Source organism: Inquilinus sp. CA228 (assembly GCF_052078665.1).
Classification (GTDB): Bacteria; Pseudomonadota; Alphaproteobacteria; order DSM-16000; family Inquilinaceae; genus Inquilinus.
Genome location: NZ_JBQJIK010000075.1, coordinates 15,417 through 41,864 on the forward strand (window position 1 = coordinate 15,417; position 26,448 = coordinate 41,864).

Annotated in this window: 28 protein-coding genes and 2 tRNA genes; 10 read left to right on the plus strand and 20 right to left on the minus strand. The window is 68.4% G+C overall.

Going from position 1 to position 26,448, the window contains the following annotated elements; translation table 11 throughout:
• Positions 1 to 10 precede the first annotated feature (10 nt).
• The 4 genes from ACTOWL_RS29500 (at position 11) to ACTOWL_RS29515 (ending at position 8,511) form a co-directional block, all read left to right on the plus strand.
• Positions 11 to 1,681: a calcium-binding protein gene (locus ACTOWL_RS29500; protein WP_441324859.1), complete on the plus strand. Its 1,671-nt coding sequence runs from the start codon at positions 11 to 13 to the stop codon at positions 1,679 to 1,681.
• Positions 1,682 to 1,838: 157 nt separating this feature from the next.
• Positions 1,839 to 3,506: a calcium-binding protein gene (locus ACTOWL_RS29505; protein WP_441324860.1), complete on the plus strand. Its 1,668-nt coding sequence runs from the start codon at positions 1,839 to 1,841 to the stop codon at positions 3,504 to 3,506.
• 160 nt (positions 3,507 to 3,666) lie between these two features.
• Positions 3,667 to 5,976, plus strand: a complete 2,310-nt coding sequence (locus tag ACTOWL_RS29510) for a calcium-binding protein (protein ID WP_441324861.1) — start codon at positions 3,667 to 3,669, stop codon at positions 5,974 to 5,976.
• A 153-nt stretch (positions 5,977 to 6,129) separates the two neighbouring features.
• Positions 6,130 to 8,511: a calcium-binding protein gene (locus ACTOWL_RS29515; protein ID WP_441324862.1), complete on the plus strand. Its 2,382-nt coding sequence runs from the start codon at positions 6,130 to 6,132 to the stop codon at positions 8,509 to 8,511.
• Between the two features lie 13 nt (positions 8,512 to 8,524).
• Here the strand turns inward: ACTOWL_RS29515 and ACTOWL_RS29520 are convergent.
• From ACTOWL_RS29520 to ACTOWL_RS29530, 3 genes are all read right to left on the minus strand, one after another.
• Positions 8,525 to 8,601, minus strand: a tRNA-Arg gene (locus ACTOWL_RS29520).
• Between the two features lie 8 nt (positions 8,602 to 8,609).
• Entirely contained in the window at positions 8,610 to 8,900 is a 291-nt protein-coding gene (locus ACTOWL_RS29525) for an ETC complex I subunit (RefSeq protein WP_441324863.1), read from the minus strand.
• A 31-nt stretch (positions 8,901 to 8,931) separates the two neighbouring features.
• A tRNA-Pro gene (locus ACTOWL_RS29530) sits at positions 8,932 to 9,008 on the minus strand.
• A 218-nt stretch (positions 9,009 to 9,226) separates the two neighbouring features.
• Between ACTOWL_RS29530 and ACTOWL_RS29535 the strand changes: the two genes are divergently transcribed.
• Both ACTOWL_RS29535 and ACTOWL_RS29540 read left to right on the plus strand, forming a co-directional pair.
• Positions 9,227 to 9,406, plus strand: a complete 180-nt coding sequence (locus tag ACTOWL_RS29535) for a hypothetical protein (RefSeq protein ID WP_441324864.1) — start codon at positions 9,227 to 9,229, stop codon at positions 9,404 to 9,406.
• Positions 9,403 to 9,822, plus strand: a complete 420-nt coding sequence (locus tag ACTOWL_RS29540) for a hypothetical protein (protein ID WP_441324865.1) — start codon at positions 9,403 to 9,405, stop codon at positions 9,820 to 9,822. The genes ACTOWL_RS29535 and ACTOWL_RS29540 overlap by 4 nt, the downstream gene beginning before the upstream one ends.
• Positions 9,823 to 9,879: 57 nt before the next feature.
• Here ACTOWL_RS29540 and ACTOWL_RS29545 read toward each other — a convergent pair whose 3' ends face one another.
• The 3 genes from ACTOWL_RS29545 to ACTOWL_RS29555 are packed head-to-tail and all read right to left on the minus strand — an operon-like array spanning position 9,880 to position 11,280.
• Positions 9,880 to 10,179, minus strand: coding sequence for a hypothetical protein (locus ACTOWL_RS29545; protein ID WP_441324866.1), 300 nt, complete (start codon positions 10,177 to 10,179; stop codon positions 9,880 to 9,882).
• Positions 10,179 to 11,105: a phage antirepressor N-terminal domain-containing protein gene (locus ACTOWL_RS29550; RefSeq protein WP_441324867.1), complete on the minus strand. Its 927-nt coding sequence runs from the start codon at positions 11,103 to 11,105 to the stop codon at positions 10,179 to 10,181. The genes ACTOWL_RS29545 and ACTOWL_RS29550 overlap by 1 nt, the downstream gene beginning before the upstream one ends.
• Positions 11,089 to 11,280, minus strand: a complete 192-nt coding sequence (locus tag ACTOWL_RS29555) for a hypothetical protein (RefSeq protein ID WP_441324868.1) — start codon at positions 11,278 to 11,280, stop codon at positions 11,089 to 11,091. Before ACTOWL_RS29555 ends, ACTOWL_RS29550 begins: the two co-directional genes overlap by 17 nt.
• Positions 11,281 to 11,385: 105 nt before the next feature.
• On the opposite strand from ACTOWL_RS29555, the gene ACTOWL_RS29560 reads away from it, so the two are divergent.
• Complete coding sequence (locus ACTOWL_RS29560) at positions 11,386 to 11,622, plus strand: Arc family DNA-binding protein (protein WP_441324869.1); 237 nt, start codon at positions 11,386 to 11,388, stop codon at positions 11,620 to 11,622.
• A gap of 150 nt (positions 11,623 to 11,772) precedes the next feature.
• Here the strand turns inward: ACTOWL_RS29560 and ACTOWL_RS29565 are convergent, their stop codons facing one another.
• The 3 genes from ACTOWL_RS29565 to ACTOWL_RS29575 are packed head-to-tail and all read right to left on the minus strand — an operon-like array spanning position 11,773 to position 12,469.
• A complete protein-coding gene (locus ACTOWL_RS29565) occupies positions 11,773 to 11,934 on the minus strand; it encodes a hypothetical protein (protein WP_441324870.1) in 162 nt (53 codons plus the stop codon).
• Positions 11,934 to 12,188 carry a hypothetical protein gene (locus tag ACTOWL_RS29570; RefSeq protein ID WP_441324871.1) on the minus strand — a complete coding sequence of 85 codons (255 nt, stop codon included), beginning with the start codon at positions 12,186 to 12,188 and terminating at the stop codon, positions 11,934 to 11,936. The genes ACTOWL_RS29565 and ACTOWL_RS29570 overlap by 1 nt, the downstream gene beginning before the upstream one ends.
• A gap of 2 nt (positions 12,189 to 12,190) precedes the next feature.
• Positions 12,191 to 12,469, minus strand: a complete 279-nt coding sequence (locus ACTOWL_RS29575; protein WP_441324872.1) for an Acb2/Tad1 domain-containing protein — start codon at positions 12,467 to 12,469, stop codon at positions 12,191 to 12,193.
• Between the two features lie 145 nt (positions 12,470 to 12,614).
• Between ACTOWL_RS29575 and ACTOWL_RS29580 the strand changes: the two genes are divergently transcribed.
• Genes ACTOWL_RS29580 through ACTOWL_RS29590 form a run of 3 tightly spaced genes read left to right on the plus strand, consistent with a single transcriptional unit; the run spans position 12,615 to position 13,560 of the window.
• Positions 12,615 to 12,875, plus strand: coding sequence for a hypothetical protein (locus tag ACTOWL_RS29580; protein WP_441324873.1), 261 nt, complete (start codon positions 12,615 to 12,617; stop codon positions 12,873 to 12,875).
• Entirely contained in the window at positions 12,875 to 13,285 is a 411-nt protein-coding gene (locus ACTOWL_RS29585) for a hypothetical protein (protein ID WP_441324874.1), read from the plus strand. Before ACTOWL_RS29580 ends, ACTOWL_RS29585 begins: the two co-directional genes overlap by 1 nt.
• Positions 13,282 to 13,560, plus strand: coding sequence for a hypothetical protein (locus tag ACTOWL_RS29590; RefSeq protein ID WP_441324875.1), 279 nt, complete (start codon positions 13,282 to 13,284; stop codon positions 13,558 to 13,560). Before ACTOWL_RS29585 ends, ACTOWL_RS29590 begins: the two co-directional genes overlap by 4 nt.
• A 3-nt stretch (positions 13,561 to 13,563) precedes the next feature.
• Here ACTOWL_RS29590 and ACTOWL_RS29595 read toward each other — a convergent pair whose 3' ends face one another.
• From ACTOWL_RS29595 to ACTOWL_RS29645, 11 genes are all read right to left on the minus strand, one after another.
• The gene (locus ACTOWL_RS29595; protein ID WP_441324876.1) at positions 13,564 to 14,325 is read right to left on the minus strand and encodes a peptidoglycan-binding protein; all 762 of its coding nucleotides are present in this window, start codon (positions 14,323 to 14,325) and stop codon (positions 13,564 to 13,566) included.
• 9 nt (positions 14,326 to 14,334) lie between these two features.
• Entirely contained in the window at positions 14,335 to 14,616 is a 282-nt protein-coding gene (locus tag ACTOWL_RS29600; RefSeq protein WP_441324877.1) for a hypothetical protein, read from the minus strand.
• Positions 14,613 to 14,933 (minus strand): hypothetical protein, encoded by a 321-nt coding sequence (locus ACTOWL_RS29605; RefSeq protein WP_441324878.1) that lies wholly within the window; start codon positions 14,931 to 14,933, stop codon positions 14,613 to 14,615. The genes ACTOWL_RS29600 and ACTOWL_RS29605 overlap by 4 nt, the downstream gene beginning before the upstream one ends.
• 527 nt (positions 14,934 to 15,460) lie before the next feature.
• Complete coding sequence (locus ACTOWL_RS29610) at positions 15,461 to 16,219, minus strand: hypothetical protein (protein ID WP_441324879.1); 759 nt, start codon at positions 16,217 to 16,219, stop codon at positions 15,461 to 15,463.
• A gap of 14 nt (positions 16,220 to 16,233) precedes the next feature.
• Complete coding sequence (locus ACTOWL_RS29615) at positions 16,234 to 18,324, minus strand: hypothetical protein (RefSeq protein WP_441324880.1); 2,091 nt, start codon at positions 18,322 to 18,324, stop codon at positions 16,234 to 16,236.
• Positions 18,325 to 18,374: 50 nt separating this feature from the next.
• Positions 18,375 to 21,593, minus strand: a complete 3,219-nt coding sequence (locus ACTOWL_RS29620; protein WP_441324881.1) for a hypothetical protein — start codon at positions 21,591 to 21,593, stop codon at positions 18,375 to 18,377.
• The gene (locus tag ACTOWL_RS29625; protein ID WP_441324882.1) at positions 21,593 to 21,997 is read right to left on the minus strand and encodes a DUF6950 family protein; all 405 of its coding nucleotides are present in this window, start codon (positions 21,995 to 21,997) and stop codon (positions 21,593 to 21,595) included. Before ACTOWL_RS29625 ends, ACTOWL_RS29620 begins: the two co-directional genes overlap by 1 nt.
• Positions 21,997 to 22,170, minus strand: coding sequence for a hypothetical protein (locus ACTOWL_RS29630; protein WP_441324883.1), 174 nt, complete (start codon positions 22,168 to 22,170; stop codon positions 21,997 to 21,999). The genes ACTOWL_RS29625 and ACTOWL_RS29630 overlap by 1 nt, the downstream gene beginning before the upstream one ends.
• Positions 22,171 to 22,331: 161 nt before the next feature.
• Positions 22,332 to 22,928 (minus strand): hypothetical protein, encoded by a 597-nt coding sequence (locus ACTOWL_RS29635; RefSeq protein WP_441324884.1) that lies wholly within the window; start codon positions 22,926 to 22,928, stop codon positions 22,332 to 22,334.
• Positions 22,928 to 23,638 (minus strand): hypothetical protein, encoded by a 711-nt coding sequence (locus ACTOWL_RS29640; protein WP_441324885.1) that lies wholly within the window; start codon positions 23,636 to 23,638, stop codon positions 22,928 to 22,930. Before ACTOWL_RS29640 ends, ACTOWL_RS29635 begins: the two co-directional genes overlap by 1 nt.
• Positions 23,635 to 26,448 (minus strand): hypothetical protein (locus ACTOWL_RS29645; protein WP_441324886.1); only part of this gene is annotated, 2,814 nt, incomplete at its 5' end. The genes ACTOWL_RS29640 and ACTOWL_RS29645, both read right to left, overlap by 4 nt.

Here is a 26,448-nt window from a genome sequence, read left to right on the forward strand (position 1 = left end):
GAGACCGGCCATGGCCGTCGTCAACGGATCCGCAGGCAACGACGTCATCCATGTCGCCGGCGACGGGGTGGTCGTCCCGGTCGGCTACACCGACTTTCCCCAGGCGACGGGCGGCGGCGACACGCTGAACGGCCTCGGCGGCACCGACATCATCCACGGCGGCGGCGGCGACGACCTGATCGACGGCGGTGCCGGCGACGATACGCTGGACGGCGGCGCCGGCCAGGACACGATCGACGGCGGCGCCGGCACCGACCTGGTCCGCTATGGCGGCACGGCAGCGGTCCAGGTCGACCTCACCGATGGCAGCGGCCATGGCGGCGACGCCGAGGGCGACGTGCTCTCCGGCATCGACGACGTCCAGGGCACGGCCGGGTTCGGCGACACCCTCACCGGCGCCGCCGCGGCCAACCGGCTGTTCGGCGACGGCGGAAACGATATCCTCAACGGCCTCGGCGGCGACGACACGCTCAATGGCGGCGACGGCAGCGACGTGCTTCGCGGCGGCGCCGGGGCGGACACTCTCATCGGCGGCGCCGGCATCGACCTCGTCAGCTATTACGGCGCGGCCGCCCAGGTGATCGTCGATCTCGGCACCGGCACCGGCAGCGGCGGCGACGCCGATGGCGACACCTATGCCGGCATCGAGAACGCCAGCGGCGGCACGGCCGACGACATCATCCGCGGCAACGCCGTCGCCAACGTCCTGAACGGCTATGAAGGCACCGATCGTCTCTTCGGCCTCGGCGGCGCCGACACGCTCAATGGCGGCGACGGCGACGACACGCTCCTCGGCGACGCCGGGGCGGACCGGCTCGACGGCGGCAACGGAATCGACGTCCTCAGCTATTTCGAGGGCACCGCGGCGGTGACGGTCGATCTCGGCACCGGCCTCGGCAGCGGCGGCGAGGCCCAGGGCGATGTCATCTCCGGCATCGAGCTTGTCGCGGGCACCAACCTGTACGGCGATACCCTCACCGGCTCCGCCGCTGACAACCACTTCGGGGGGTTCGGTGGAAACGATATCCTCAGCGGCCTCGGCGGCGCCGACCTCCTCGAGGGCGGCGACGGCGACGACGTCCTCCGCGGCGGCGCCGGGGCCGACGCGCTCGACGGCGGCGCCGGTACCGACACCGCCAGCTACTTCAGCGGCACCGCAGGGGTCGTGGTCAGCCTTGCCAGCGGCCTCGGCGGCGGCGGCGAGGCCCAGGGCGACACGCTGAGCGGCATCGAGAACCTTTCCGGCAGCCAGGGCAGCGACAGCCTCTACGGCAACGCCGGCGCCAACGTCCTGCAGGGCTGGAACGGCAACGACGCCCTTTTCGGCCGGGCCGGCAAGGACGCGCTCAGCGGCGGCGCCGGGGCCGACCGCTTCACCTTCACCGCGTTAAGCGACAGCGTGGTCGGGGCCAATGCCGACCGGATCACCGATTTCAGCCACGCCCAGGGCGACCGCATCGACCTGGCGGCGATCGACGCCAGCACCGCGGTCGCCGGCGATCAGGCCTTCAGCTTCATCGGCACCGCTCTTTTTACCGGCGTCGCGGGGCAGCTGCGCTTTGCTTTCACCAGCCCCGGCGTCACCACCATCGCCGGCGACGTCAACGGCGACGGTACCTCGGACTTCCACATCCAGCTCACCGGCGCCATCGCCCTCGTCTCCGCCGACTTCGTGCTCTGACCAGGAGGGAACCGCAGCGGCGGAAGCCGACGCCTTAAAGGCGCCCCGGCGAGCGCGCATCCTCCATTCGACTGACGCCGCCGGCGCCGGTTCCGGACGCACCGGGGGATGCGATGCGGCGCGCCGCCGGCGTCCACTGGAAACAGGGAGACCGACCATGGCCGTCGTCGACGGAACCGCAGGCAACGACGTCATCCATGCCGCCGGCGACGGGGTGGTCGTCCCGGTCGGCTACACCGACTTCCCCCAGGCGACGGGCGGCGGCGACACGCTGAGCGGCCTCGGCGGCACCGACATCATCCACGGCGGCGGCGGCGACGACCTGATCGACGGCGGCGACGGCGACGATGCCCTGACCGGGGGCGCCGGCCGGGACACGATCCGCGGCGGCACCGGCACCGACCTGGTCCGCTATGGCGGCACGGCAGCGGTCCAGGTCGACCTCACCGACGGCAGCGGCCATGGCGGCGACGCCGAGGGCGACGTGCTCGCCGACATCGAGGACGTCCTGGGCACGGCCGGGTTCGGCGACACCCTCACCGGCTCCGCCGCGGCCAACCGGCTGCTCGGCGACGGCGGAAACGACATCCTCAACGGCCTCGACGGCGCCGACACGCTCAATGGCGGCGACGGCGACGACGTGCTCCGCGGCGGCGCCGGGGCGGACGATCTCATCGGCGGCGCCGGCATCGACCTCGTCAGCTATCACGGCGCGGCCGCCGGGGTGTTCGTCGATCTCGGCGCCGGCACCGGCATCTTCGGCGACGCCCAGGACGACACCTATGCCGGCATCGAGAACGTCAATGGCAGCGCGACCGGGGACACCATCAGCGGCAACGCCGTCGGCAACGTCCTGAACGGCTATGAAGGCAACGACAGGCTCTTCGGCGGCGCCGGCGACGACAGCCTCCTCGGCAGCATCGGCGACGACGTGCTCGTCGGCGGCACCGGGGCGGACCGTCTCGACGGCGGCGCCGGCTTCGACGCCATCAGCTATTTCGCCGGCACCGCGGCGGTGACGGTCGATCTCGGCACCGGCAGCGTCAGCGGCGGCCACGCCCAGGGCGACGTCCTCTCCGGCATCGAGCATGCCGAGGGCACCAACCTGTACGGCGATACCCTCACCGGCTCCGCCGCTGACAACCAGCTGTACGGCCTCGGTGGAAACGATATCCTCAGCGGCCTCGGCGGCGCCGACATCTTCAATGGTGGCGACGGCGACGACGTGCTCCGCGGCGGCGCCGGGGCGGACGCGCTCGACGGCGGCGCCGGCATCGACACCGCCAGCTATTACAACGGCACCGTCGGGGTCGTGGTCAGCCTTGCCAGCGGCGCAGGCGGCGGCGGCGAGGCCCAGGGCGACACGCTCTCCGGCATCGAGAATCTCTCCGGCGGCCAGGGCAGCGACAGCCTCTACGGCAACGCCGGGGCCAACATGCTGCAGGGCTGGAACGGCAACGACGCCCTCTTCGGCAGGGCCGGCAAGAACACCCTCACCGGCGGCGCCGGGGCCGACCGCTTCACCTTCACCGCCTTGAGCGACAGCGTGGTCGGCGCCAATGCCGATCGGATCACCGATTTCAGCCATGCCCAGGGCGACCGCATCGACCTGGCAGGGATCGACGCCCGGACCAATGTCGCCGGCGACCAGGCCTTCAGCTTCATCGGCACCGGCCTGTTCACCGGCGTGGCCGGGCAGCTGCGCTACGTCGAAGCCGGCGGCGTCACCACGGTCGCCGGCGACATCAACGGCGACAAGGTCTCCGACTTCCACATCACCCTGACCGGCACCATCACTCTCGTCTCCGGCAACTTCGTGCTGTGACGAAGGGGCGATCGGCGGCTTTTGCCGGGAAAAGCGGCAAAAATAATGGCATCCCCGCCGGTGCGCATACTCCATTCGGCTGACGCGGTCTTCGCTGGTCCCGGGCAAGACTGGAGGCAGCCTCGGGCGCGCCGCCGCCCCTCAGACCGGGAGACCGACCATGGGCCTCGTCAACGGAACCGCGGGAAACGATATGATCCATGTCGCCGGCGACGGGGTGGTGGCCCCGCCCGGCTTCACGGACATCGCCCTGGCAACGGCCTTCAACGATACGCTGAACGGCCTCGGCGGAGCCGACGTGCTCTATGGCGGCGGCGGCAACGACCTGATCGACGGCGGCGACGGCAGCGACATCCTGGTGGGTGGCATCGGGGCCGACACGCTCCTCGGCGGCGCCGGCACCGACACCATCAGCTACAGCGGCGGCACCGCCGGGGTCGACGTCGATCTCGCCACCGGTCGCGGCTCTCTCGGCGACGCCGAAGGCGACACGCTCTCCGGCGTCGAGAACGTCCAGGGCACCAACAGCCCCGGCGGCGACGGCCTGTACGGATCCGCGGTGGCCAACACGCTCACCGGCCTGGGCGGCGACGACACTCTTCTCGGGCTGGACGGCAACGACATGCTCCTCGGCGGCGACGGTGACGACTACATGCGGGGCGGTGCCGGGGCGGATCGGCTCGACGGCGGCGCCGGCATCGACCTCATCAATTACCACTTCAGCACCGCCGGGGTTGCGATCGATCTCAGCACCGGCCGCTGCAGCGGCGGCGACGCCCAGGGCGACACGCTCTCCGGCATCGAGGACATTGGTGGCAGCGGGCGCGACGACACCCTCACCGGCTCCGCGGTCGCCAATCTCCTCTACGGCCTTGAAGGGAACGACGTCCTTTCCGGCCTGGGCGGCGACGACGAGCTTGCCGGCTACATCGGCGACGACGTGCTCCGCGGCGGCGCCGGGGCCGATCTGCTGATGGGTGACACCGGCATCGACCTCGTCAGCTTCTACGGTGCCGCAGCGGCAGTGTCGGTCAGCCTGGGGACCGGCACAGGCGCTTTTGGCGACGCCCAGGGCGACACCTATACCGACATCGAGAATGTCAATGGCGGCACGGCTGGTGACAGGATCGTCGGCAACACCGCCGCCAACGTCCTGAACGGCTATGAAGACGATGACAGCCTGTTTGGCGTTGAGGGCGACGACACGCTGCTCGGTGGCGCCGGCGACGACGCCCTCCAGGGCGGCGCCGGGGCGGATCGTCTCGACGGCGGCGCCGGCATCGACACCATCGACTACTTCGGCAACGCCGGGGTGACGGTCAATCTCAGCACCGGCCTCGGCAGCGGCGGCGACGCTCAGGGCGACGTGATCTCCGGCATCGAGATTGTGTGGGCCGCCGGATATGACGACACACTCATCGGATCCTCCGCCGCCAACCGCCTCATGGGAGCTGGCGGAAACGACACCCTCAGAGGCCTCGGCGGTTCCGACACGCTGATCGGTGCCGAGGGCGACGATACGCTGCTCGGCGGCGACGGCGACGATGTCCTCTATGTCGGTGCCGGCGCGGATGTGATGGATGGCGGCGCCGGCCGCGACACCTTCATGTTCGCCTATGCCATGGTGGCCGACTTCCAGGCGGGCATGGTCGACGGCGCAATCAGCGCCGATTCTTGGGGGAGCCTTGAGGTGCTCCAGGGCTCCGACGGCAACGACACGATCCGCACCATCAGCTTGGGCTTTGCCATGGAGCTGCGCGGCAGCGCGGGCGACGACGTGCTGGCCACCGCGGTCGAAGCCACCTTCGGCGACACGCTCTCGGGCGAGGACGGCAACGACCAGCTCAATGGCGGCGCCGGCAACGACGTGCTTCGCGGCGGCGCCGGGGCCGATGTGCTGGTGGGCGCCGGCGGCATCGACACCGCCAGCTATTACAGCGGCACCGTCGGGGTCGTGGTCAGCCTTGCCAGCGGCGCAGGCGGCGGCGGCGAGGCCCAGGGCGACACCCTGTCCGGCATCGAGAACCTTTCCGGCAGCCAGGGCTGGGACAGCCTCTACGGCAACGCCGGCGCCAACATGCTGCAGGGGTGGAACGGCAACGACGCCCTCGTCGGCCGGGCTGGCAAGGACACGCTCACCGGCGGCGCCGGGGCCGACCGCTTCACCTTCACCACCATCACCGACAGCGTGGTCGGGGCGAATGCCGACAGGATCACCGATTTCAGCCACGCCCAGGGCGACCGAATCGACCTGGCGGGGATCGACGCCCGGACCAATGTCGCCGGCGACCAGGTTTTCGGCTTCATCGGCACCGCTCTTTTTACCGGCGTCGCGGGGCAGCTGCGCTTTGCTTTCACCAGCCCCGGCGTCACCACCATCGCCGGCGACGTCAACGGCGACAAGGTCTCCGACGTCCACATCACCCTGACCGGCACCATCATCCTCGTCGCCGGCGACTTCGTACTGTGACCGGGGCAGGACCGCAGCGGCGGAGACCGGACACTTTAAGAGCGCCTCGGCGGCCGCGCATCCTCCATTCGGCTGACGCCACCATGGTCGATCCTCGGGCAGACTGAGCGGCAGCATCGGGCGCTGCCGCCTCTTTGGACCGGGAGAGCGATCATGGCCATCGTCAGCGGAACCGCAGGAAACGACGTGATCCACGTCGCCGGCGACGGGGTGCTCGTCCCGTCCGGCTTCACCGACTTCCCCCTGGCGACGGCCGACGCCGACACTCTCTACGGCCTCGGCGGGGCCGACCATATCTACGGCGGTGGCGGCCACGACGCGATCAGCGGCGGCGACGGCAGCGATTCGCTCCAAGGCGGCGACGGCGGTGACTTGCTTTACGGCGAGGCCGGCAATGACGGGCTCTATGGTGGCGCCGGCGACGATTACCTGCGGGGCGGCGTCGGGGCGGATCGTCTCGACGGCGGCGCCGGCACCGACATGATCGACTACTATCTGGCCTCCGCCGGTGTGACCATCGATCTCGGCACCGGCAGCGCTGCCGGCGGCGAGGCACAGGGCGACGTGATCTCCGGCATCGAGAACATCCAGGGCGTCAACCTGTATGGCGATGCCCTCACCGGCTCGGCCGCGGCCAACGGTTTCTGGGGATTTGGGGGAAACGACGTCCTCAGCGGCCTCGGCGGCGATGACCAACTCCATGGCGGCGACGGCGACGACGTGCTCCGTGGCGGCGCCGGGGCCGATGCGCTGATAGGGTCCAGCGGGTTCGACCTGGTCAGCTATTACGGCGCCGTCGCCGCAGTGTTCGTCGATCTTTCCACCGGCCAGGGCTTCTACGGCGATGCCCAGGGCGACACCTTTGTCGACATCGAGAACGTCAACGGCGGCAAGGCCGGGGACGCTCTGGCCGGCAACGGCAGCTCCAACGTCCTGAACGGCTATGAGGGCGACGACCAGCTCTATGGCCTGGAGGGGTCCGACACGCTCATCGGCGGCACCGGCGGCGACATCCTGTTCGGAGGGGCGGGGGCGGATCACATCGATGGCGGGGCCGGCATCGACACGCTCATCTACGAAACTCTCTTCCTGCCGGCGTACGTCCCGGTCTATGTCGACCTCACCGGAGGCGGAGGCTATCTCGGCGATGCCAAAGGCGATGTCATCTCCGGCATCGAGAACGTCGACGGCACCAACCTCGGCGACATCCTGGTCGGATCCGCGGCGGCCAACATCCTCGTCGGTCACGGCGACGGCGACCGGCTCTACGGAGTGGGCGGCAACGACACACTCTTGGGCGCCGACGGCAACGACGATCTCCGGGGCGGCGCTGGGGCGGATCGGCTCGACGGCGGCGCCGGCACCGACAGTATCCTCTACTACTACAGCCCCGCCGGGGTGACGGTCGATCTCAGCACCGGCCTTTGCAGCGGCGGCGAAGCGCAAGGAGACGTGATCTCCGGCGTCGAGAACGTCGAGGGCACCGACTTCTATGGCGATACCCTCACCGGTTCCGCCGGAGCCAATCTGCTCCGAGGCTGGGGCGGGAACGACGTCCTCTCCGGTCTCGGCGGCGACGACAAGCTCGACGGCGGTGGCGGCGACGATGTCCTCCATGTCGACAATGGGGTCGGGCCGGACCTGTTGGACGGCGACGTCGGCCGCGACACCATCGTGTTCGACTGGGCCACGGTCTGCGACTACCAGGCGGGCATGTTCGATCCCCACATCCTCACGGATGCCTGGCTCAACTGGGAGGTGATCCAGGGCTCAGCCGGCAATGACGTGATCCGCACCGTCAACATGGGCTTCGCCGTGGAGCTCCGCGGCGGCGCCGGCGACGACGCGCTCGCCACCGCGGTCGACACCGCCTTCGGCGACACGCTGTCGGGCGAGGCCGGCAATGACAGCCTCAACGGCGGCGTCGGCGACGACGTCCTCCGCGGCGGCGCCGGGGCCGATGTGCTGGCGGGCGCCGCCGGCACCGACACCGCCAGCTATTACAGCGGCACCGTCGGGGTTGTGGTCAGCCTTGCCAGCGGCCTCGGCGGCGGCGGCGAGGCCCAGGGCGACACGCTGAGCGGCATCGAGAACCTTTCCGGCAGCCAGGGCAGCGACAGCCTCTACGGCAACGCCGGCGCCAACGTCTTGCAGGGCTGGAACGGCAACGACGCCCTCTTCGGCCGGGCCGGCAAGGACGCGCTCAGCGGCGGCACCGGGGCCGACCGCTTCACCTTCACCGCGTTAAGCGACAGCGTGGTCGGCGCCAATGCCGACCGGATCACCGATTTCAGCCACGCCCAGGGCGACCGCATCGACCTGGCGGGGATCGACGCCCGGACCACCGTGGCCGGCGACCAGGCCTTCAGCTTCATCGGCACCGGCGCTTTCACCGGCGTCGCCGGGCAGCTCCACTATTGGCACGACGCCGGCCGGACCATCGTCTCCGGCGACGTCAACGGCAACGGCACCGCCGACTTCAACATCACCCTGACCGGCACCCTCAGCCTCGTCGCCGGCGACTTCGTGCTGTAGCGGGGGAGAAGGATGGCGACCCCGGCTGGACTCGAACCAGCGACCGTCCGCTTAGAAGGCGGGTGCTCTATCCGGCTGAGCTACGGGGCCGTATCCGCTCAGCGCGGCCGCGGGCGGAAATTGTCGGCATAGTTGCGCGGCACCACCCGGCGCTCGTGCTCCGGCAGCACGGAATAGGCGATGCTCTTGCGCTCGGCGAAGGCGATCGCCTCCTCCTTGCTCGGGAAGGTCAGCTGCACCTGGTTCAGCGTGTCGCCCGAGGCGACCCAGCCCATCAGCGGCTCCGGCCGGCGCGGCGTCGCGGGCTCGTATTCCAGGACCCAGTCATGGACCTTGCTGCGGCCGCTCTGCATCGCGGACTTCGAATGACGATAGATGCGCGCCTGCATGGCTCGGCCGACCCTCTGTGTTCTCCCGGGCTGGTCGGGGCGGAGAGATTCGAACTCCCGACATCCTGCTCCCAAAGCAGGCGCGCTACCAGACTGCGCTACGCCCCGTCGGCCCGAACGCCGCAGATTTCCTATAGGCACAGCCTGGATTTGGCAAGCGGCATCTGACGGCCAAAAAGGAACGAACCGGCACCGATCGGCATGCCGATCCGGGGGCAGTCCCGACATAGTCCCGACCGGTGTTCCGCCGGCGTTCTCGGCACGGACTCGACTCGCGCGCCGCTCCGCGATAGAACATAATCGGAACATCGCGAAGGGAGGGCGCCGTGCCGCGCGATCTCGAGCAGAAGATCATCGATGTGGAGATCGAGGATGCCGTGCTGCGCAACGAACTGCGCTGGCGCGGCCTGCAGCTGGGCCTGCGCGAGGCCGAGATCGCGGCGCTGCTGGCGCAGGGCCTCGCCGTCGCCGAGCGCCACATCGAGGCGCTGTCGGTCCGGCCGTGAAGCACCGGCGCGGCCCCTTCTCGGAGGATCTCATCCTGTCCCGCGATCCCGACCGGCACGAGCGGCAGATGCTGGTGGACCGGCAGCGCGACTGGCGCGACGCGATCACGGCCCGGGCGCGCCAGGCCGGCATGACGCCGGGCGAGACCAATCTGCTGCTCGGCCTGGAGGTGGACGAGGTCGAGCGCTTCCTGGCCAACCGGCCGCGGGCGAAGCGGCTGCAGGACCTGGCGCGGTCACAGCGGCTGCGCGCCACCTGCACCGCCCATCCCTGCCGGCATCGCGGCTGGGTCGACCTGGACCGGCGCCGCTTCGGGCACATCCTGCTGCGCGAGCTCGGCGACCGGCTGGTGTGCGGCCGCTGCGGCGCCAAGGGCGCCAGGCTGGAGGTCGGCCCCGGCTGGTCAAGGGGGTGAGACGGCAACAGAAAGGCCGCCGTGACGGCGGCCCAGTTCGCTCGGAGATGTCCAGCATTAGGCCAGCAGGCCGCGGCGCACCAGTTCATCGCGCACGCCTTGGCCGTGCCAGGGCGCCGCGGCCAACCCGGCCCGCAGTGCAGATTCCTGCAGCCGCTGCGCCGGTGTGATGCTGTGCGGCTCGCCCTCCCACCATCGGCCGGGCGGCCCGGCCAGCATCTCGAAGCCCAGCGCGGTCAGACCGTCGATGTAGTCCGAGGCGCGCCAGCTTCGATCTGCCGCAACCGGCGCCGCGATCGCGACGGCAGCTGCGGCGGCCGCGCCCAGCAACAGGGCGCGGCGATCGAGTACGGGCATCAGGCGGCCTCGGCCTCCGGGCGCAGGCGGATGCCCCAATAGTGCATCGAGCCGGACCGACGCTTGTCGACGGGCAAATTGCGACCGAACCAGGCGATGCTCGCTGGTCGGGCCCGGTTCTGCCGGCACCACATCACATAGGCCTTGTACAGCGGCGTCGCGCCGATCGAGGCGCCGGGCGCCGGCTCGGTCGCCTCGGCCAGGAAGGCGCGCAGCTGCATGGGGCCGGCCTCCTCGATGTCGTGCTCGGCCGGGAGCGTCGGCAGCGGCGACCGTCCCCACAGGGCGATCGCGGCGCGGCGGCCGCGCAGGATGCGGGCCTCGCGCACCAGGTCGATCCAGAGGCGGGCCGCGTCGGGAAGCACCAGGATCTCAGCGCCAGGCCCATGGTCGTGGGGAACCTCGGCCACGGCCGCAGCCGCCTTGTCGTGGAAGTGCCGAAACAGCGCCTGATAGCACTCGCGCTTGTACAGCAGCACGCGCTGGCGCACCGCCTCGTCCTTGACCCGGCCCTCCTCGATCGTGAACAGCCATCCATTCACCAGGTCGAGGCGGAGGCAGGCCGTGTCCTGCGTCCCGCCTGCCGAAGGTATGGGGGTTATCACCATACCCTCGGAGAGGATCGGGTCCCGCCTGATGCGCTCTCGCTGCCCGTGCCACGCCAGACCGAGTGCCTCGCAGATCGGCTTGATCGCCACGTAGGTGTCGCCGTTGCGATGCATCGCAAAGAGAGTGTCGCCGTGAAAATCGATGGTGGTAACAGCCGCTCCGCTGCGTTCTCCATTGAAATCTTCGGTAAAATTGTCCATATTATTTCCCGTCATCGCTCGAATCTGGCTCGCCAAGTTCGAGAGGTTGAACCGAGGCGGTGCCGGGTGGTCTTTGGCGAGAGACCCGGTACCGCCTTTTCTATTGATCATCTCCATTCAGCCGGTCGGGTGTCGCCTCGATGTCGCCGCGCTCCCGCGCCTCGCGGGCCGCTTCGTCGTTGCGGCGACCCTCCTCCAACCGGAAGACGATCTCACCGCTGATAGACCGGACGTTCCGCTTTGCCTGATCTTCGAGCCAAAGCTTAAGACCCGGCGGCAGCCTGATCCTCATCTGTGGATCTACACTCCTCATTATGCCTCCATGGATGACGCACGGTGAGTCAGTAGCGCACCATGCGTCATTTCAGTCAAGGCAAATGTGAGGCATACGTGTGTCATGGCTCGCGACGATCCACATTTCAGACTACGCATTCCGGCCGCTATGAAGCGGCAGGTAGAGGAGGCGGCTGTGCAGAACAAGCGCTCCATGAATGCCGAGATCATCGCACGCATAGAGTCCAGCTTCACCTCACCAGCGGCGCCGCGCCTGGCGGAGGCGGATGCGGAATACGTCGCCGATCTGGTGGCCGCAAAGCTGGCCCGCAAGCTGCGCGGCACTAAGGGGGTCGTATGACACGGCACCCTTCGCGCCTCCATCGACGGCCCATGGCGGAAGCCGTAGGATAGGGGCGTTTCAGGCATGATTATTTTTGATGGAGTATTTCATGAAGATCGATTTCAAGCGCGCGGAGCGTCCAGGCCTAGCCTGCCGGCCCCCGCGCCCTCACATCCCCCTCAGCCGGGCCACGTCCTCGATCGTCCTGCACGCCTCGGTCTGGTGCTGCTCGCGGATGTGCCGCATGCGCCGGGTGCGCCAGCCGCACAGCAGCACCGCCGCGCCTATCCCACACAGCAGGACCAGCGCGACGGCAGCCAGGATGCGCATCAGGGGCCGCCTGGCTTGACGGCTTCGCGCGGCAGATAGCCGCCGATGAAGGCGCCCAGCGCGGTGCCGATCACGGCCGCGACGGCTGCCGGCATCTCGGCGCCGGTGCCGGCCAGGCCGAAGACCCCGTTCCAGAGCCAGAGCAGGACGCTGTCCAGGCCGGATACGGTCGCGGTGCCGGCGACGATCGCGCCGACCAAGCCGCCCAGCACCTTGCGGCTGATGTCGCTCCAGTTGCGGGTCACGGTCTCCATGGTCACTTCTCCTCGGCAGGAAGGGCGACGCGAGCCGGCTGGAACACGGCCCGGTTGACGGCCATGAAGCCCTGTTCGATCTGGGTACGGCCGATTGCGAACCAGCGCTGATCGACGACGCCCGGCGCCGCATTGGCCGCGAGGTCGTCGAGAAGGCGGAGTACGCGCTCCTCCATCTCCTTGTTGCGATTGACCAGAGCGACCTTGTCGTCGCTCTGCGGCCGGTAGCCGGCGACCGGCAGGCCTTGGTGTTCAGCCATACGGATGCCCTCCTTGGGCATGAAAAAGCCCGGCGACGGCCGGGCGGGTTGATGGAGATTCATCGGCGTGCTGTGAATTTGCGCTTGACATCTGTGCGATAAAATCGCACATTATACCCATGACGCGACGGGGACGGCCCGACGCAAGAGGCCAAGGGGCAGAGAAATGACCAAGACCCTTCAGGACCTGTACTTCGCGCTGACCGATAACGACGGCGTGAGCCCGGAGTACGACGCGCGGCGCGCCGCCAAGATCACCGAAATCGCCGACCACATCCGCGATCATCTGCACCGCCCGGAGCTGGCTGAGGGCTTGGCCGAGCGAGTGATGGCGTCGGCCGAGGAAATGGGCCGGATCTATGGCGATGAGGTTGGCGGCGAGATCCGCGGACACCTGACGACGACCGGTAACCCGCTGGTCATCTGATGGTCACTCCCTTCGCCCTTCTGGTCCAGCGCGGCGGTCTCTCCCAGCGGGAGGCCGCCGCCTATCTCGACCTGTCGGCCAGCTCGATCGACAAGATGGCGCGTGGCGTGCGGACGGCGCCATCTGGCGTCCTGGCCGACCTGCGCGCGCTCATCGCCCGGATCGACCGCGCCGCGGCCGAGGCTCTGGCTGAGATCCTCCGCGCGCCGAGCGGCGCCGAGGTCGAGATCGGCTATGCCGTCGACGACGAGGAGGCCATGTCGCTCGATTGGCCATGCGTCGGCGCGCATCTCGCGGTGCTGCGCGAGATCGTCGCCGGGGCGCCGGACCATGTCGTTATCCGCTTGGTGCCGCGCGGGAGCACGCCGGCGACGGCTGCCGCGACGGATGCACGGGAGGGCAGGCGATGAAACGGCCTCCCATTCTCGACGACCCGATGGAGACGATCATCGCCGCCGCGCTCGATGCGGCAGGCATCGCGTATAAGCACGACCGAGTCGACGCCAAGGCCTCGCAAGGCTTGGATTTTTACCTGCCGGAGATGGACCTTTACATCGAGGTCAAGCAATTTCATTCCGACCGAATCGCCGAGCAGATGTCCCGCGCGCCAAACGTGATCGCCATCCAAGGTATCGGCGCCGCCGTGGCATTCGCTCGCATGCTCGGAGCAGTCAAGCGGTTCTAATCTTCATTGGGCCTCCAACTCCGCCAGCGCATCCCGCACCAACTCCCAGGTGTCGCCATCAGCGATGCTGCTGGTCACCAAGCCATTCGCGGACTGAAAGCGCCGGATCGCCTCCGCCGTCAGCGGGCCGAGGTCGCCGTCGACCCGAAGCTTGGGCTTGGCACCGAGGCGGTTCAGGGCGGATTGCAGGGCTTTGGTGGAGTGGTCGGGTTGGGAAGGCGGCGCCGGCCATACCGTTTTCGCCAGCGCGATCAGCGCCAGCCGCTCGCCTTCGCCATTCGCCGGCTTGCTGGAATTCGGGTTGCCGCGGTTGATGGCCCGGCCGATCTTCACGCCCTCATCGGCATCAGCCAGCGCCGACAGCCCGTGGTCTGCCCAGTAGATGCAGGCCGAGAGCACGGCGAGCCCGGGCTGCGCCAGACGCTGCGGCTCGGTCGCCAGCGGCAGCGCCAGAGCCTTGCCGAGCCTGGTGTAATTCGCCCGGCCAGTCGTCTGAAAGATGCCGCGACCGCGGAACAGGCGGCCGTCTCCGGACTGGGTGTTGCCCAAATCGGAGCGGCCTTCATATGCCTCGCCGCTGGCATACTCGGTCAGCGCCACAAGGCCGTCGGTTTCGTGCACCGCCTGCGCCATGAAATGCGCGATCCGCAGCGGCGTGTCGATCTCCCACGCCGGCAGCAGCACCGACAATGCCGCGGCCAGCCGGTGGCAACGGTCGTACGTGGCGTGCGGCCCGAGCTTGAGCATCTGGTCGGCGGTGATCATGGGGCTCTCCTACTTGGTAGCGCCGCGCCGGAAGGCGCGCACAGCCGCGGCCCGGCGCCCGTCGCATTCGGCGATGACCGCCTCCGCCTTGGCCTGGTCGCGCTGCCGCGCCTCGATCTGCTGAGCAGCATCGGTCGGCAGGCTGATCGGCTCCCAGGCCGGCGGCTCGCATTCGACCCTCGACGCATCTGGCACGCGCGGCCGGTCGACCGGCGCCATCACGGGCTTCTCGACGATGGTTGGGCTGCTGCACGCGGCCAGCAGCAGGGCGGCGGCCAGGACGCGGATCATCGCTTCGGCCCGGCTGGCTTCAGCAGGCCGTTCACCGTCGTCTCGATCGTGTTGACGCGACCGGTCAGGGTGTCGACATCGGTGCGCAGCGTCTGCGCCTGGCCGGCGGTCGCGAACCCGGCCTGCGCCTGCTTCATCACCTCCTGCGCCTTCTTCACGGCGTCGACGTCGGTCACGAGCTGGCTGACCTGGCCGGGCAGCTTGTTGAACGTCGCGAGCGTGTTGACCACCCAGCCGACACCGAGCGCGATGCCGGCGCTCATCACCATGTTGATGGCGCGATAGGTCCAATCGGCACGCTTTCCGGTGTCCGGCATGCTGGCTTCCTCCCGGGCATAGAGAAGCCCGCGCGAGGCGGGCGTGACAGATCGGGGCGGCGGGGCTATGATCGCCCCAATATTCTCAACCTTTTGGAGCAAGCCCGCATGGAGCGGAGTTTAGACCAGTACGGCGTTTGGGCACGGCCGGAGCATCTTCCATTCGACAACCTCGACTTCACCGACCCTGGCTCATGGCTTGCGCTCGCGGCCGTGGCCCTGGCCTTTGCGCTACTCGTCCACCTTCTGCGCGGGTATCGGTGAGTCTGATGCGGGAGGGCTGAAAAAACTCAGCGCTTGGTTCCGCTCGTCCAGGTCCGCCAGCTCGATCGCCATGAGTGCCCACCGCGGCGAGAGGAGCATCACGTCGCACACAGAGCCGTCCGGAGCCGGGCCGGCGCTGTGTCCAATGCTCTCATCCGGATTCAGGCCACGCTGCCGGCACAGCACACGGGCCGCGCCCTCATATCGTCTCCAGTCATCAGGTCCAGGCATGGCTTCCTCATTTAATTGTGCGGCCGACTATATCACGTCGGGCTGACAGTAATGGTAACGCCGTGCACGTCCAGCATGTGGTCGGCGGCGACCTGCATAGCGGAGCGGATTTCCGCCGTCGTCATAGTGCTATCATAGAATGCGCAGGCACCTACGGTGCAGGGAGGCCCCGTAACGGCTCCATCCGTGTTATCGTTGAGAAGTACCGGCGTTGTGATAGCTAGTTTCGGTCCAGTAAAGAACGTGGGCGTGACGCTGTTGTTATTGGACCCGGCGTAGTTGATCCAGATGAAGGCCGCGACAGACGAGAGAGGACTATGTGTCCGGAAGCCGACAATATACCAAGTATTTTTCGCAATGACCATGGCCGGCGCGACGAGTGTCGTTAGGACAGTACCGCCAGGATCTTTAACCTGTAGCTGCATAGCACTGGCGGCGTTGTTCCACCTGAGAGCGAAGCCGCGATTTTCCGTAGGATGCCGGCAACTGAACAGGAACCCATCGGCGGCAGCGGATGTAGCGATCTTGAAGGCGATGATACCTGAGACTTCCGGGTTGGGCGGGATTAGGCTAAACGACAGGCCGCTAGCTCCACCGGGGAGAGCCCAACCCTCGGTGGTCGGCGCCGGGAATGAGCCGGTGATGTCGTGGCCGTTGTCGGACTGGTCGCCCTGGCTCGTGAAGTCGTATGCGGCGATGCAGTTGGGGAGATCGGCGAGCGGGTTGTCACCCCAATAGGCCGGCATGCCGGGGCGGGTGACGGTCGACGGAAGCTCGATGCGAATCGACATTGGATCCTCTCAGGTTAGGCGAATTGGACTTCGTGGTGTGGGAGCCAGTTGCCGCCGCCGTCACGCAGCACCGTGCGCGGCATCGTGGCGTAGTTGTCCACCCGTGGAGTGGCGGCGTAGCCGACCAGACCGGCGCGAACTTTCGGGGCCGTCGAGACTGCACGCCCGAAGGTGAATTGCGCCGCTGTGCCGCCGCCAACCAAAGCCGCAGAGCTGATCGGAAGCGCGCCGGCACCGTCCAAGGCCGTGTAGCCCATGTGGCCGGGGTCGGTGACGATGCTGGTGTCAATCGAGACCGTGCCCTGCGGGATCTTGAACGGCACCGTCAGGGTGGTGCCGTCCCAATCTACCTCCGCACGGTCTGGCCACAACGGAGTCCATCCGCCGCCGAAGACCTGCTTCATCAACGCCTTGGCGAGATAGAGGCGGCCGAGGTCATGATAGCCCTGGCCGTTGAAGTGGACGCCATCGACATAGTGCGGCTTCAACTGGTAATTCGGACAGGCGACTGTGAACCTATCCGGGAAATCATCCATCGCCTTGCCCTGCGCGAGCACAGACTGGATTTGCCCTGCCAGGAACGAACTGTGCATGTTCATGATGAACGGGATGGTCCGCGCCTGCCCGACACCCGCAAGGCCAGTGAGGGGTCGAACGTCGGTGTCGATGTCGGTCTGCCACTCCAGAAGGTCGGCGTAGTAGGTGGCACTGGCGGCATCGGTCTCGCCGTGGACCAGGATCACGCCCGGAACATAGGGCACATAGAGTTTCGCACGGGCGACGGTGCAGATCTTGGTGATCGCGGCGATCAGGTTGGTATAGGCGTTCGTGCCCTTCTTGAGTCCGGAATAGCCAATGCCAGAACGACCCACGTTCAAGAACAGGCAGCGCGGGCGGAAGCCGTGCATGTTGTCGAAGCACTCGCTGACGATGCCCGGCCCCATGCCCTCGGATACTGTCAGGCCGAGCACCGGGCCGGCGACGCCTGACATTGAAATGAGGGGGTCGAAATCGGCGATCGTGGCCGGGTTGAGCAGATCGTCGGCAACGCCATCACTCATGAGGCCCAGGCGCACGTCCAGCCCCTCAACTTTGAGGATGTGTTCCGGGTGCGGGTTGGTAAGGCCGAGCGTCAACGGAGTGCCCAGCACGCCGACCGAAAGGCTTTGACCTATGACCGGGATGATGAACAGAATTTCTTCCGCACTCGGAACAGTGTATTTCAGGGAGCGATGGATCGCGACGGCGGTAACAACATTCGAAATATATGGACGGTCAGTAATCGAGTAAATGCGACCAGCTCTCTTGTCGGCGCGGTACAGGAATTTGTACGGAGCATCTAGGCCAATGACTAGGGACGGCCCAGCCGGGCCAGCCTCATAGACCTTATCATCCGTTCCGAGATACACGGGGGAAAGCTGCGACGGGTCATTGGCTCCGCTCGCGTCCGCGATCGCCTCGACTTCCTCAGTCTGCTGGGGGTTGAGCCCGCCGACCGGATAGCCATCCGGGCCGATGCCCATGAGCATCTTCCCGAATCGATTGAGGATGGCGAGCGGATAGGGCGACGTCGTGAAGTCGAACTTCACGCCCAGCAACTCGTAAAAGCCATCCTTCCGGCCCGCCAGGAAGACGCGATTGGTGGTGGTGACAATGGCCCAATCGTAGATCGGGTGGGTCGGGTCCGAGCGCAGAGTGAAGCCGAAGAACTTCAGGCCGCCGACAAGCTCCAGGATGTTTCCCATGAGGATATTGGTGGCGTCAGCCAGCGGGCCGGCAATGGCCATGGCGGCATCGGCCGTGACCTTGACCGGAGTGATTCGGTCGACCCCATCGATCCATTCGTTGCCGGCGTCATCCCACACCCACACGGTCGGATAGTTGTTGGCCTCGACCGGGTCGGCATAGAGCAACGCCGGCTGCCCGTCCTCCTGGGTCAGGTCGGCATCCATCGCCGCCTTGTTGGGGTAGGTCTTCATCCCGGACGCCTCGGCGAGAGCCTGGATGAAACGCAGCAGGCGGCGGATGTCCTGCTTCGCCGGCTCCTTCACGGTGCCGTCCAGATTGAAGTCTGCCCACACCTCATCGACGGTCGGAATCGCCATGACCGGGTTACTCCATCAGATTGTCGAGTAGCCGCCGGGGCGGCGAAGGATCAGGGGACGGCGCCGATCGCCTGCAAATAGGCGTGCAGGCGGGTGTGCAGGGCCAGGATCTTGGTGTTGTCGAAATAGCCGCCGAACGCGACGACGCCGAGCGGGATGTTGCTCACCGCCGAGCCGGTGCCGTGCAGCGCCCGGAATGTGGCGTTGCCGACGGCCGTGCTGGCCGTGGTCGCTGTGCCGATCTGGACGCCGTCTTTGTCGATCTGCTTAGCCCCGGCACCAGAGGCCAGGGAGCGCCGGACCGAAAAGGAACCAAGGGTTGTGGTGTTCGCCGCGCCGACGAAGGTCGCGTCATTGACCCGGCCGCCGCATTGGTCGCCCGCGGTTCGCGGCGTGATCCTGGATGTGGCCCCTGTACCGGCGGTGCCAAGCGCGAGCGGCGGGTTATCATTGCCCGCAACGCTGGCCACACCATAGACGAGCAGCGTGGCCGAGTTCAGTGCCCAGTTCCCGCCGCCGGTCGACGGATTGTACAGAAGGTCGATATCGGACGAGACGGCGCCGGTATAGCCGCTGTCGACGGCGAACGCAGGCGATCCGGTCACCACGGCGATGCTGGCCGGCGTCTTGACATTGATCCGTGCCGCCTGCGCATCGTGCGCGGCGAACAGGAACAGGCCGTCCAGCAGCAACCAGGCGCTGTCTGTCTTCAGCCCCGCGACGAGCGTGTCGATCAAGCCCATCCGCGCCGAGCTCGGCCGCGGCGTCATCGCGTCGATATAGACCCTGGCGTCGGTGTCGAGCGCGGCGACCGTCAGCGAGACGGCCCCGGATGCCGCGCTCTCGTTGCCGCCGACCGTCTGCGTCGCCGTGAGCGCGTTGACGCCGTTGCCGTAGGCGGTCGAGGGCGTGACCGTCCAGTTGCCGGAGCCGTCCGCCGTGCCGGTGCCGACCTGCACCGCGTTGGCGTAGAGCTTGATGGCGGCGCCCGCCGTCGCGCCGGTCCCCGACACCGGCAGCCGGTTGTCGTTGGTGCTCGTCGGGTTGGTCGGGCTGGTGATCGTCACCGCCGCCGGCGACACCTCCGCCAGCACCCCGCCGGCCGGCGTGCTGGCCACGTTCGACCCGTTGCTCGAGGTCGCGAAATACCACCAGTCGCCGACGCCGGGCGTCTCCACGAAGCTGCGCGTGCTGCCGGGCCCGGCGAAGTATGGGCCCGACGCCAGCGTGGCGCCGACGAAGCTGTCGCTGCTGTTCCGGTAGAACCGCAGGCTCGCCGCCCGCGGGTCGTTCGGCTGCGTCGCGCTCACCGTCACCTGGCCGGTGCCAGGCGTGTTCGCCTGCGCCGTCAGGCCGGTCGGCGATGCCGGCGCCACCGGGTCGGCCGTGGCGGTGAACTGCACCGGCCCGGTGTCGTCCGGCGGCGGCAGCGGCACCCATTTGCTGCGCGACCCGCGCGGCCCGGTGAAGCTCATCTGCGCTTCATAGCCGGCGCCGTCCGCCAGCGGTCCGGTCTTGACCTGCCAGGTGTCCTGCGGCGCCGCGATCAACTCCCATGGCGAGACGTCGGGCGGCGAGGTCGGGATCGTCACCGGTCGCACCCGGGCCCAGGCCTTGTACACGGTGCGCGGCGCCGGGTCGCAGCTGATCACGCCGATCGCCACGGTGCCCTGGCCGTTGACCGCGCGATGCTCGATCGTCGCCGCCACGTTCTCCGGCATCGGCACGCCGCTGCCGTCCTCATCCGTGTCCGGCGGCGGCTCGGCCGGGTCCTGCTCGTCGGTCTCGGGGTTCCAGTCGAACCAGCCGTCATAGCTGGTGATCTCCATCTCGCACTCCAGCACGCCGTCGTCACGGATCAGTCGGATGCCGCCGATCTCGAAGATCTGGTCGATCTCCAATTCGGCCAACGTCAGCCGCACCCAGCGCTCGCCCCACGCATCGAGCAATGCCAACGTCCCGCGGATGCGGCCCTGCCAGGACGGCGAGCCCTTCTTCAGCAGAAACTTCGCCACGCGCTGCGCCTGGCTCTCGGCCGGCACGAAGCGCAGCGCCTGCTTGATGCTCTCCAGCCCGTTGCGATCGATGGCGTCAAGGTCGGACTGAATGCCCGCCTCGACTTCATTGAAGTTCCACGCCTCCGCGACATAGGTCACCCGCACCTCGTTGACGCGAGTGATGGCCGACTTGCCGGCCGACAGGTCGTACTCTTTGATCATGGGGTCGGTGATGGTCACGGCCGCGACCGGGTCCGGCTTGCCGACGTCCAGGCCGATCTTGCCGTCAGGCCCCTGCAGCAGCCGGCCGCAGCACGCGTCCAGCAGGTCGCCCAGCACGGCCTTTCGGTCCTCGGTCAGCTCGTACTTGCCCCAGATCCGCCAGCGGTTCTCGACACCGCCGTCCTTTAGGTCAATTTCGTCGTCGCTGTCGTCGGCCGCGTCGGCGAAACTGTCGAAGTTGATCCATCGCTCCTTGATCCCGAAGCCCCACGGCACGCGCGTGCCGTCGGCCGCGATCTGCACCCGGGTCAGGAAGTCCAGCACCACCAGCGCGCCGTTGTCCGACCATTCGAAGGTCGCCTCGTCGGCGAAGTCCTGCGCCACGTCGCGCGGGTCGAAGATCAGCGCTGCCTTCAGCACGACGCTGTAGGCTTGCGGCCCCCTCGGGAACACGCGGGCCTGGTCTTCCGCGCCGAGGTCGCTGTACTTCACCCGGGTCATGCACAGCCCGGCGCCGCGATGATCCGTGGTCCATGGCGGGTTGGGGATGGTGTCCACCACCTGGTCGGCGGTGCCCAGGTACTCGACCACGACGACCGTGCTGTCGCCGTCGCCGCCGAACTCGTCCTCCTGCCACCATGGGTCGTCGGTGACGTTTCCGTCCTCGTCCAACTGCACCCGCTCAGCGGCCAGCCAGCGCTCCTCGAACTCGGCCACCAGATGCGAGACATGGTGCAGCAGCCGGTTCAGGTCGCCGTCGCTGGTGCTGTCGTCGTACAGCAGCTCGCCGCCGCTCCGGACGCGGCCATATCCGCGGGTCCGCGACGGGATCGGCTGCTTGGTGGTGAGGTTGCCCTCCGCCATCTTCGGCTTCGGCGGCTGCTCGGCCAGCAGCGTCGTCGCCAGCGTGCCGGCGATCGAGGCGCCCAGGCCGATCACGGCCCAGGTCGTCGCGCTGAGGCCGATGAAGGTCGCGGTCCCCGCGGCGATCGCGCCGGCCGAAGCGGCGGCGCCGACGCCGACGGCGGCGAGAGGGATTGCGGCCGGCATCAGATCCTCCAGGCCGCGACGGCAGCCGGGCAGCGCCACAGCCCGTCGCCGGTCTTGGCCAGCCAGCCCAGTTGCCCGCGGATCGCCATGGCCGGGCCGTCGCCGGTCAGCACGATGCCGACATCGCCGGGCTCGGCCAGGGCCGGGTCGATCGCGGACGCCCCGACCGTGGCCAGCGATCGCGCCGCGGCGCCGCGCAGCCCGCCAGGCTCGCGCCGCAGCAGGCGCCGGTACCCCAGCCGGGTGCGATAGCGTCCGCGCCACGCCGCCATGGCGTCGCACCCGGTGCGCGCCAGCACCCAGTCGGCCACCCAGGACGTGCAGTCCATGGCGCCGCAGGCGAAGGCGGTCGACGCGCCGGCCCGGCAGTGGCGCGCGAGGTCGGCGAGGAGCGAGGTGCCCATCAATACTTTGGCCAGCCAATGCCGGGCAACGTCATGCCCGGCGGGGCAAAGCCACCGCAGCCGCTCGAATACCGGCTGACCGGCCGCAGCGGCAACGGTGCAACCGTTGCGCGAGAGTTGACCAGGCAGCACGGTCCATCGATCTCCATATCGGCCAGCTCGCGCTGCACCATGACAGCCCAGTCGGCGCGCAGAGACCGTTCGGAAATGCGCTGGTGTGAGTCGGATGGTGGTGGTTTCGAGAACCGGCGCGCAGCGGACATTGGTCCGTGAGCACCGGAAGCGGAGAAACCGCCGGCAGACGGCCGCACCAGTAGCGTTTCCGGGCGGTCTCTCAGTTCCGCGGCCATTGCAATTCCTTGTCCTGCAGTGTCGGGACGAAGACGAGGCTCGTGTCGCCGGGGTGCAGCCGCTGCTGGTCGCGGTCCGTCAGCATCGAGAACGGGCTCCGGCTGCGTTGCACGAACAGCGTCTCGCAGGGCAGCGTGATGGTGCGCAGGCCGGAACCTGTCGCCTGGAAGCTGGGCTTCTGCATGATCCAGACGCTCAGCACGACAAGGCCGTCCAGCGGCACCAGCCGGTCGGTGAAGAAGCCCAGCCTGACGATCACGTCCCGCCCCTCGATCTCATCGACATCCGCGTCCTTCTTGGCCGCGGTCACCACCGTCTCGTCGACGCCGGACAGGGTCAGGCTCAGCTGCTGCGACTGGCCGTTGATCGCCTGCTCCAGCCCGTCGATCGACTGCAGCGGGTTGCCGTCGCCGTCCACCCGGTGGCCCATGCCGCGCCAGGTGATGTCCTCGCGCCGGTAGGGGCCATCGCCCTCCCAGATGTGCAGCGGCCCGCTCTTGAATTCAAATGTCACGAACAGCGCCGCGCCGACCGTCTCCCCGTTGGCCTCAGCCCTGATCGTCTCGGTGAACAGCGGCATCAGAAGTTCGCCTCGACCATGCTGAGCGTCGCGGTGCCGTAGCGCGCGAGCTGCAACTGCAGCGACCCGCTGTCGTCGGTCGCCAGCCGCATCGGGCAGCGGGCGCCGCACCACAGCACGGTCTCGTCGACCGGGATGGCGACCGTCGGGTCGCTGGTGCTCGGCCGGATCCGCGGCAGCAAGTCAAGCTGCGCCGTCTCGTTCTCCAACTCGGTGTACCCGACGACCATGTAGAGCCGCCCGGTTAGGCCGATGTAGACGCCTTCCGGGATCGGCGCGATGGTTGAGCCGATCATGATCTTGACCGAGTAGGCGCCGGCCAGAGCTTGGATGTTCGTCACTTCCTCAATCACGACCGGCGGCGTGCCGCCTTGGACGAAGCCGGCACCGTCCGTGTGAAACGACTGATCGTCATAGGGGATGCCGTGGACCAGCGGCACGCTGTCAGGCGCCGAGAAACAATCGCAAGGCCCGATGCTGACCGCGTTCAGGCGCCCCTGCAGCTTTGCCACCAGAGCGCGGAGCAGGCGGATCGACGCCGGGTCATGCGCGGCGAAGGTCACGTCGGCGACCCAGCGGCCTAGCCCGCTGTGCACGATCTGCTCGCGCCCCGTGATCGTCTCTCCGCCGGAGCGAGTGCGAGCATCGATGCGCCACATCTCCGTGGTCATCTTCAGGCCGACCGGCTTCGGCAGGATCAGGAACGTCATCGGACCCGCATCCTCTGGTCGTCGACCCGATCCATCAGCTTGCGATCGTATGCGGCGATGCCCTGGCGCGCGGCCTGCTGCGACGCGGCCGTGACGCGGGCCAACAGTTCCTTGTCGCCGATGCCGGTCACGCTCAAATGAAGGTTCATGTCGCCGCGAGCCAGCCCATCGGCCATGGCGCTACGTGTCGCCGTCGCTGGCATGACGGTCGCCGGACTGCCGGGGATGAAGATGTCCTGGCCGCGCTTGATCGCCTCCTGCCCCAGCTCGTCCATGATCGTGCCCATGCCGCCGCCCAGCCGGTTGCCGGAGGCGGACGACCGGCGGAACCCGGTGCCGTTCATGACCCCTTGCGCCGCGACCCCGCCGCCTGCAGCCGACCCAACCGACGCCAGCCCCATGAGCCCGCCGGCACCGACATTCAGCAGCTGGTTGAAGATGCCGCCGAGCGGGCCCTGGCCGAACAGGCCCTGCAGCGCCAGCTTCGCCAACTCCAGCCCGACATTCATCAGCTTGTCCGCCAGCGTGCCGGCCGCCTGGGCGCCGGTCAGGATGGCATCGCCGACGGCGGAGATCGCGCCGGCCGTGCCCCAGGCGCTGTCAGTCGCCTTTTGCATCTCCAGGTCGATCGCCTTGGTCGCATCCGCCGCGGTCAGACCCTGCGCCGCCAGCGCCTCGACGATGGCCGGGTCGGTCAGCGCCGCCTTCAGCACCTCCAGCTCCTTCAACCTGGCGTCCAGTCCGAACTGCGGCAGGTTCTCGCCGGCCATCGACACGATGTCCGGCACCGCCGCCTGTGCCGCAGCATTGCGCTTGATCGCCGCGGTCTCGGCATCGGTCAGCGCCGCGCTCTCGCGCAGCTTGTTCATGTGGTCTTCCTTGGCGATAGCCGTGGCCCTGATGAGAAGCTCGTTCTCCTTCTGCGCCGCGCTGTTCAGCTTCAGCGCCGCGGTCTCGCGCTCCAGATCCTTCAGGAATTCCGGCAGCTTCGGGTCCTTCGGCTCCTTCGCCTTGCTGCCGCCGCCCCCGCCGCTGGCCGGCAGCGTGACGCCGCCGCCGCCGGCCGAGACCAGCGGCGCCGGCGGAGTGCCGCGCGGCCGCGGGACGCCGGCATTGTCCGGCACGACCTGCCCGCCGCCGCCGGTGACGAAGCGCGCCACCACGCCGCCAAGCTTTGAGGTCAGAGTCGACCACGCGGAAGCCGCCCTGACCGCCATCTGGTCCATGGCGTCCTTGATCCGACCAATCTCGCCGACGATCTGCGACGCGCTGACGTTGACGCCGAACAGGTCGAGCAGATGCTGATACCGCTCGGCCGCCTGGTCGGTCGTGATCTGGCCTTCGCGCAACTGCGTGGCGATGTCCTGGGCGCCCTGGATGAAGTTCGCCATCGACTGGCCGGCAATATCCCAGCCGGTCACGCTGGCAAGGTCCGCGAGCAACACGCCGTACTGCTCGCTCAGCGCCTGGATCTCGGCCGGTGTGCCCTGCACCGTAGCCACAAGATCCCGGATCGCCTGATTGGCCGAGACCATGTCGGCCTGGGTCTGTGTGATCTGGTCGCCGTTGATCTGCCCGAGATGATCGACCAGTTCGTCGACGCCGGCCGTCGCCGGGTCGAAGATTGCCTCGGTGCCGGCGGCGACGGCTTTAAGCTTCTCGATATCGGCTATCTTCGCATCGACAATGGCCCGCTGCTCAGCTTCGGCCTGCTCGGCCTCCCTCTGGCCAGGGCCTTCGGTGAACCCGGTCGCGTTGCCCATCACGTCGAAGACAGGCTGCTGGTCGGTCCTGGCGGCAGCCGTCGCGGCTTGGCGCCGGGCCAACTCAGCCTGCGCCGCAGCCAGATCCTCCTGCGTCGCCTTGTCGATGATGGCGTCGGCCTCGGCCTTCAGCGCGTCGGCCCGCTCGCCGCTCGCCGTCTTCAGCTCCGCATAGACGTTGCGGACCTTCTCCAAAGCCGTCAGGTGTTGCTGCTCGGCCGTGCCAAGCGTGCCAAGCGCCTGGGCCGTGGTGGCGGCCGCGCTCTCGGCATCGTCACCCATGGCCAGATAGGCCGCGCCGGCGCCGGCCGCCGCGCCGATCGAGGCGCCGGCGACGGCGCCCAGCGGCCCCAGGAAGCTGCCGGCCAGCGATCCGATGAAGGCACCCAGCCGCGCACCGGTCAGCCCGGCCGCGACCGTGGCAAGGGTTTTTAGGTTTTCGGCCAGGAACTTCAGTAGGCCGGCCGCGCTCTGTACCGCCATCGGCAGGTTGTCGGCCAGCAGCCTGGTGAAGGCCAGGATCTGCGGCCCGGCCTCGACGAAGCCAGCGGTCAGTTGGGCCCGCACCACCACGGCCAGCTCGTCCAGCTGCTGCTGCAGCGCGCCGGCGTCGGCCACGGTCTGGTTGCCGATGATCGCGCCCATCGCCCGGGCCCGGGCCGCGGCATCGTCGAAGCCTTTGGCACCCTGGCGCAGCACCGGCAGCAGCTTGGTGCCGGCCTCGCGGCCGAACAGCTTGACGGCCAGCGCCGCCTGCTGCGCCGGCGAACCGATGGCGGCGATCCGGTCGGCCACGGCGCGAAGCACCTGGTCGGTCGGCAGGATCTGCTTGGTGACACCGTCGCGGAAGCTGACGCCGAGGTCGTCGAAGGTCTTGATCGCCTCCTTGCTGCCCAGGCTGGCCTCGCCGATGGTCTTGCCCAGCCGGGCGATTGCGCCGTCCACCTGCTCGGCATCGGCGGCGCCGCTGAAGGCGAAGCGGATCTCCTGCAGCCCTTCGGCGCTGATGCCGAGCGATTCGGCCGCGTCGCCGATATCATCGGCCAT

Bases quoted from the DNA above. Each gene is read 5' to 3' on its own strand.
- ACTOWL_RS29505 (WP_441324860.1), top strand. From the start codon at position 1,839: ATGGCCGTCGTCGACGGAACCGCAGGCAACGACGTCATCCATGCCGCC.
- ACTOWL_RS29565 (WP_441324870.1), bottom strand. From the start codon at position 11,934: ATGCGCATCCTGGCTGCCGTCGCGCTGGTCCTGCTGTGTGGGATAGGC.
- ACTOWL_RS29580 (WP_441324873.1), top strand. From the start codon at position 12,615: ATGACCAAGACCCTTCAGGACCTGTACTTCGCGCTGACCGATAACGAC.
- ACTOWL_RS29575 (WP_441324872.1), bottom strand. From the start codon at position 12,469: ATGCCCAAGGAGGGCATCCGTATGGCTGAACACCAAGGCCTGCCGGTC.
- ACTOWL_RS29620 (WP_441324881.1), bottom strand. From the start codon at position 21,593: ATGCCGGCCGCAATCCCTCTCGCCGCCGTCGGCGTCGGCGCCGCCGCT.
- ACTOWL_RS29550 (WP_441324867.1), bottom strand. From the start codon at position 11,105: ATGGAGATGATCAATAGAAAAGGCGGTACCGGGTCTCTCGCCAAAGAC.
- ACTOWL_RS29630 (WP_441324883.1), bottom strand. From the start codon at position 22,170: ATGGTGCAGCGCGAGCTGGCCGATATGGAGATCGATGGACCGTGCTGC.
- ACTOWL_RS29560 (WP_441324869.1), top strand. From the start codon at position 11,386: ATGGCTCGCGACGATCCACATTTCAGACTACGCATTCCGGCCGCTATG.
- ACTOWL_RS29635 (WP_441324884.1), bottom strand. From the start codon at position 22,928: ATGCCGCTGTTCACCGAGACGATCAGGGCTGAGGCCAACGGGGAGACG.
- ACTOWL_RS29500 (WP_441324859.1), top strand. From the start codon at position 11: ATGGCCGTCGTCAACGGATCCGCAGGCAACGACGTCATCCATGTCGCC.
- ACTOWL_RS29525 (WP_441324863.1), bottom strand. From the start codon at position 8,900: ATGCAGGCGCGCATCTATCGTCATTCGAAGTCCGCGATGCAGAGCGGC.
- ACTOWL_RS29615 (WP_441324880.1), bottom strand. From the start codon at position 18,324: ATGGCGATTCCGACCGTCGATGAGGTGTGGGCAGACTTCAATCTGGAC.
- ACTOWL_RS29610 (WP_441324879.1), bottom strand. From the start codon at position 16,219: ATGTCGATTCGCATCGAGCTTCCGTCGACCGTCACCCGCCCCGGCATG.
- ACTOWL_RS29600 (WP_441324877.1), bottom strand. From the start codon at position 14,616: ATGATCCGCGTCCTGGCCGCCGCCCTGCTGCTGGCCGCGTGCAGCAGC.
- ACTOWL_RS29585 (WP_441324874.1), top strand. From the start codon at position 12,875: ATGGTCACTCCCTTCGCCCTTCTGGTCCAGCGCGGCGGTCTCTCCCAG.
- ACTOWL_RS29545 (WP_441324866.1), bottom strand. From the start codon at position 10,179: ATGCCCGTACTCGATCGCCGCGCCCTGTTGCTGGGCGCGGCCGCCGCA.
- ACTOWL_RS29640 (WP_441324885.1), bottom strand. From the start codon at position 23,638: ATGACGTTCCTGATCCTGCCGAAGCCGGTCGGCCTGAAGATGACCACG.
- ACTOWL_RS29625 (WP_441324882.1), bottom strand. From the start codon at position 21,997: ATGGGCACCTCGCTCCTCGCCGACCTCGCGCGCCACTGCCGGGCCGGC.
- ACTOWL_RS29605 (WP_441324878.1), bottom strand. From the start codon at position 14,933: ATGCCGGACACCGGAAAGCGTGCCGATTGGACCTATCGCGCCATCAAC.
- ACTOWL_RS29570 (WP_441324871.1), bottom strand. From the start codon at position 12,188: ATGGAGACCGTGACCCGCAACTGGAGCGACATCAGCCGCAAGGTGCTG.
- ACTOWL_RS29595 (WP_441324876.1), bottom strand. From the start codon at position 14,325: ATGATCACCGCCGACCAGATGCTCAAGCTCGGGCCGCACGCCACGTAC.
- ACTOWL_RS29555 (WP_441324868.1), bottom strand. From the start codon at position 11,280: ATGAGGATCAGGCTGCCGCCGGGTCTTAAGCTTTGGCTCGAAGATCAG.
- ACTOWL_RS29510 (WP_441324861.1), top strand. From the start codon at position 3,667: ATGGGCCTCGTCAACGGAACCGCGGGAAACGATATGATCCATGTCGCC.
- ACTOWL_RS29590 (WP_441324875.1), top strand. From the start codon at position 13,282: ATGAAACGGCCTCCCATTCTCGACGACCCGATGGAGACGATCATCGCC.
- ACTOWL_RS29515 (WP_441324862.1), top strand. From the start codon at position 6,130: ATGGCCATCGTCAGCGGAACCGCAGGAAACGACGTGATCCACGTCGCC.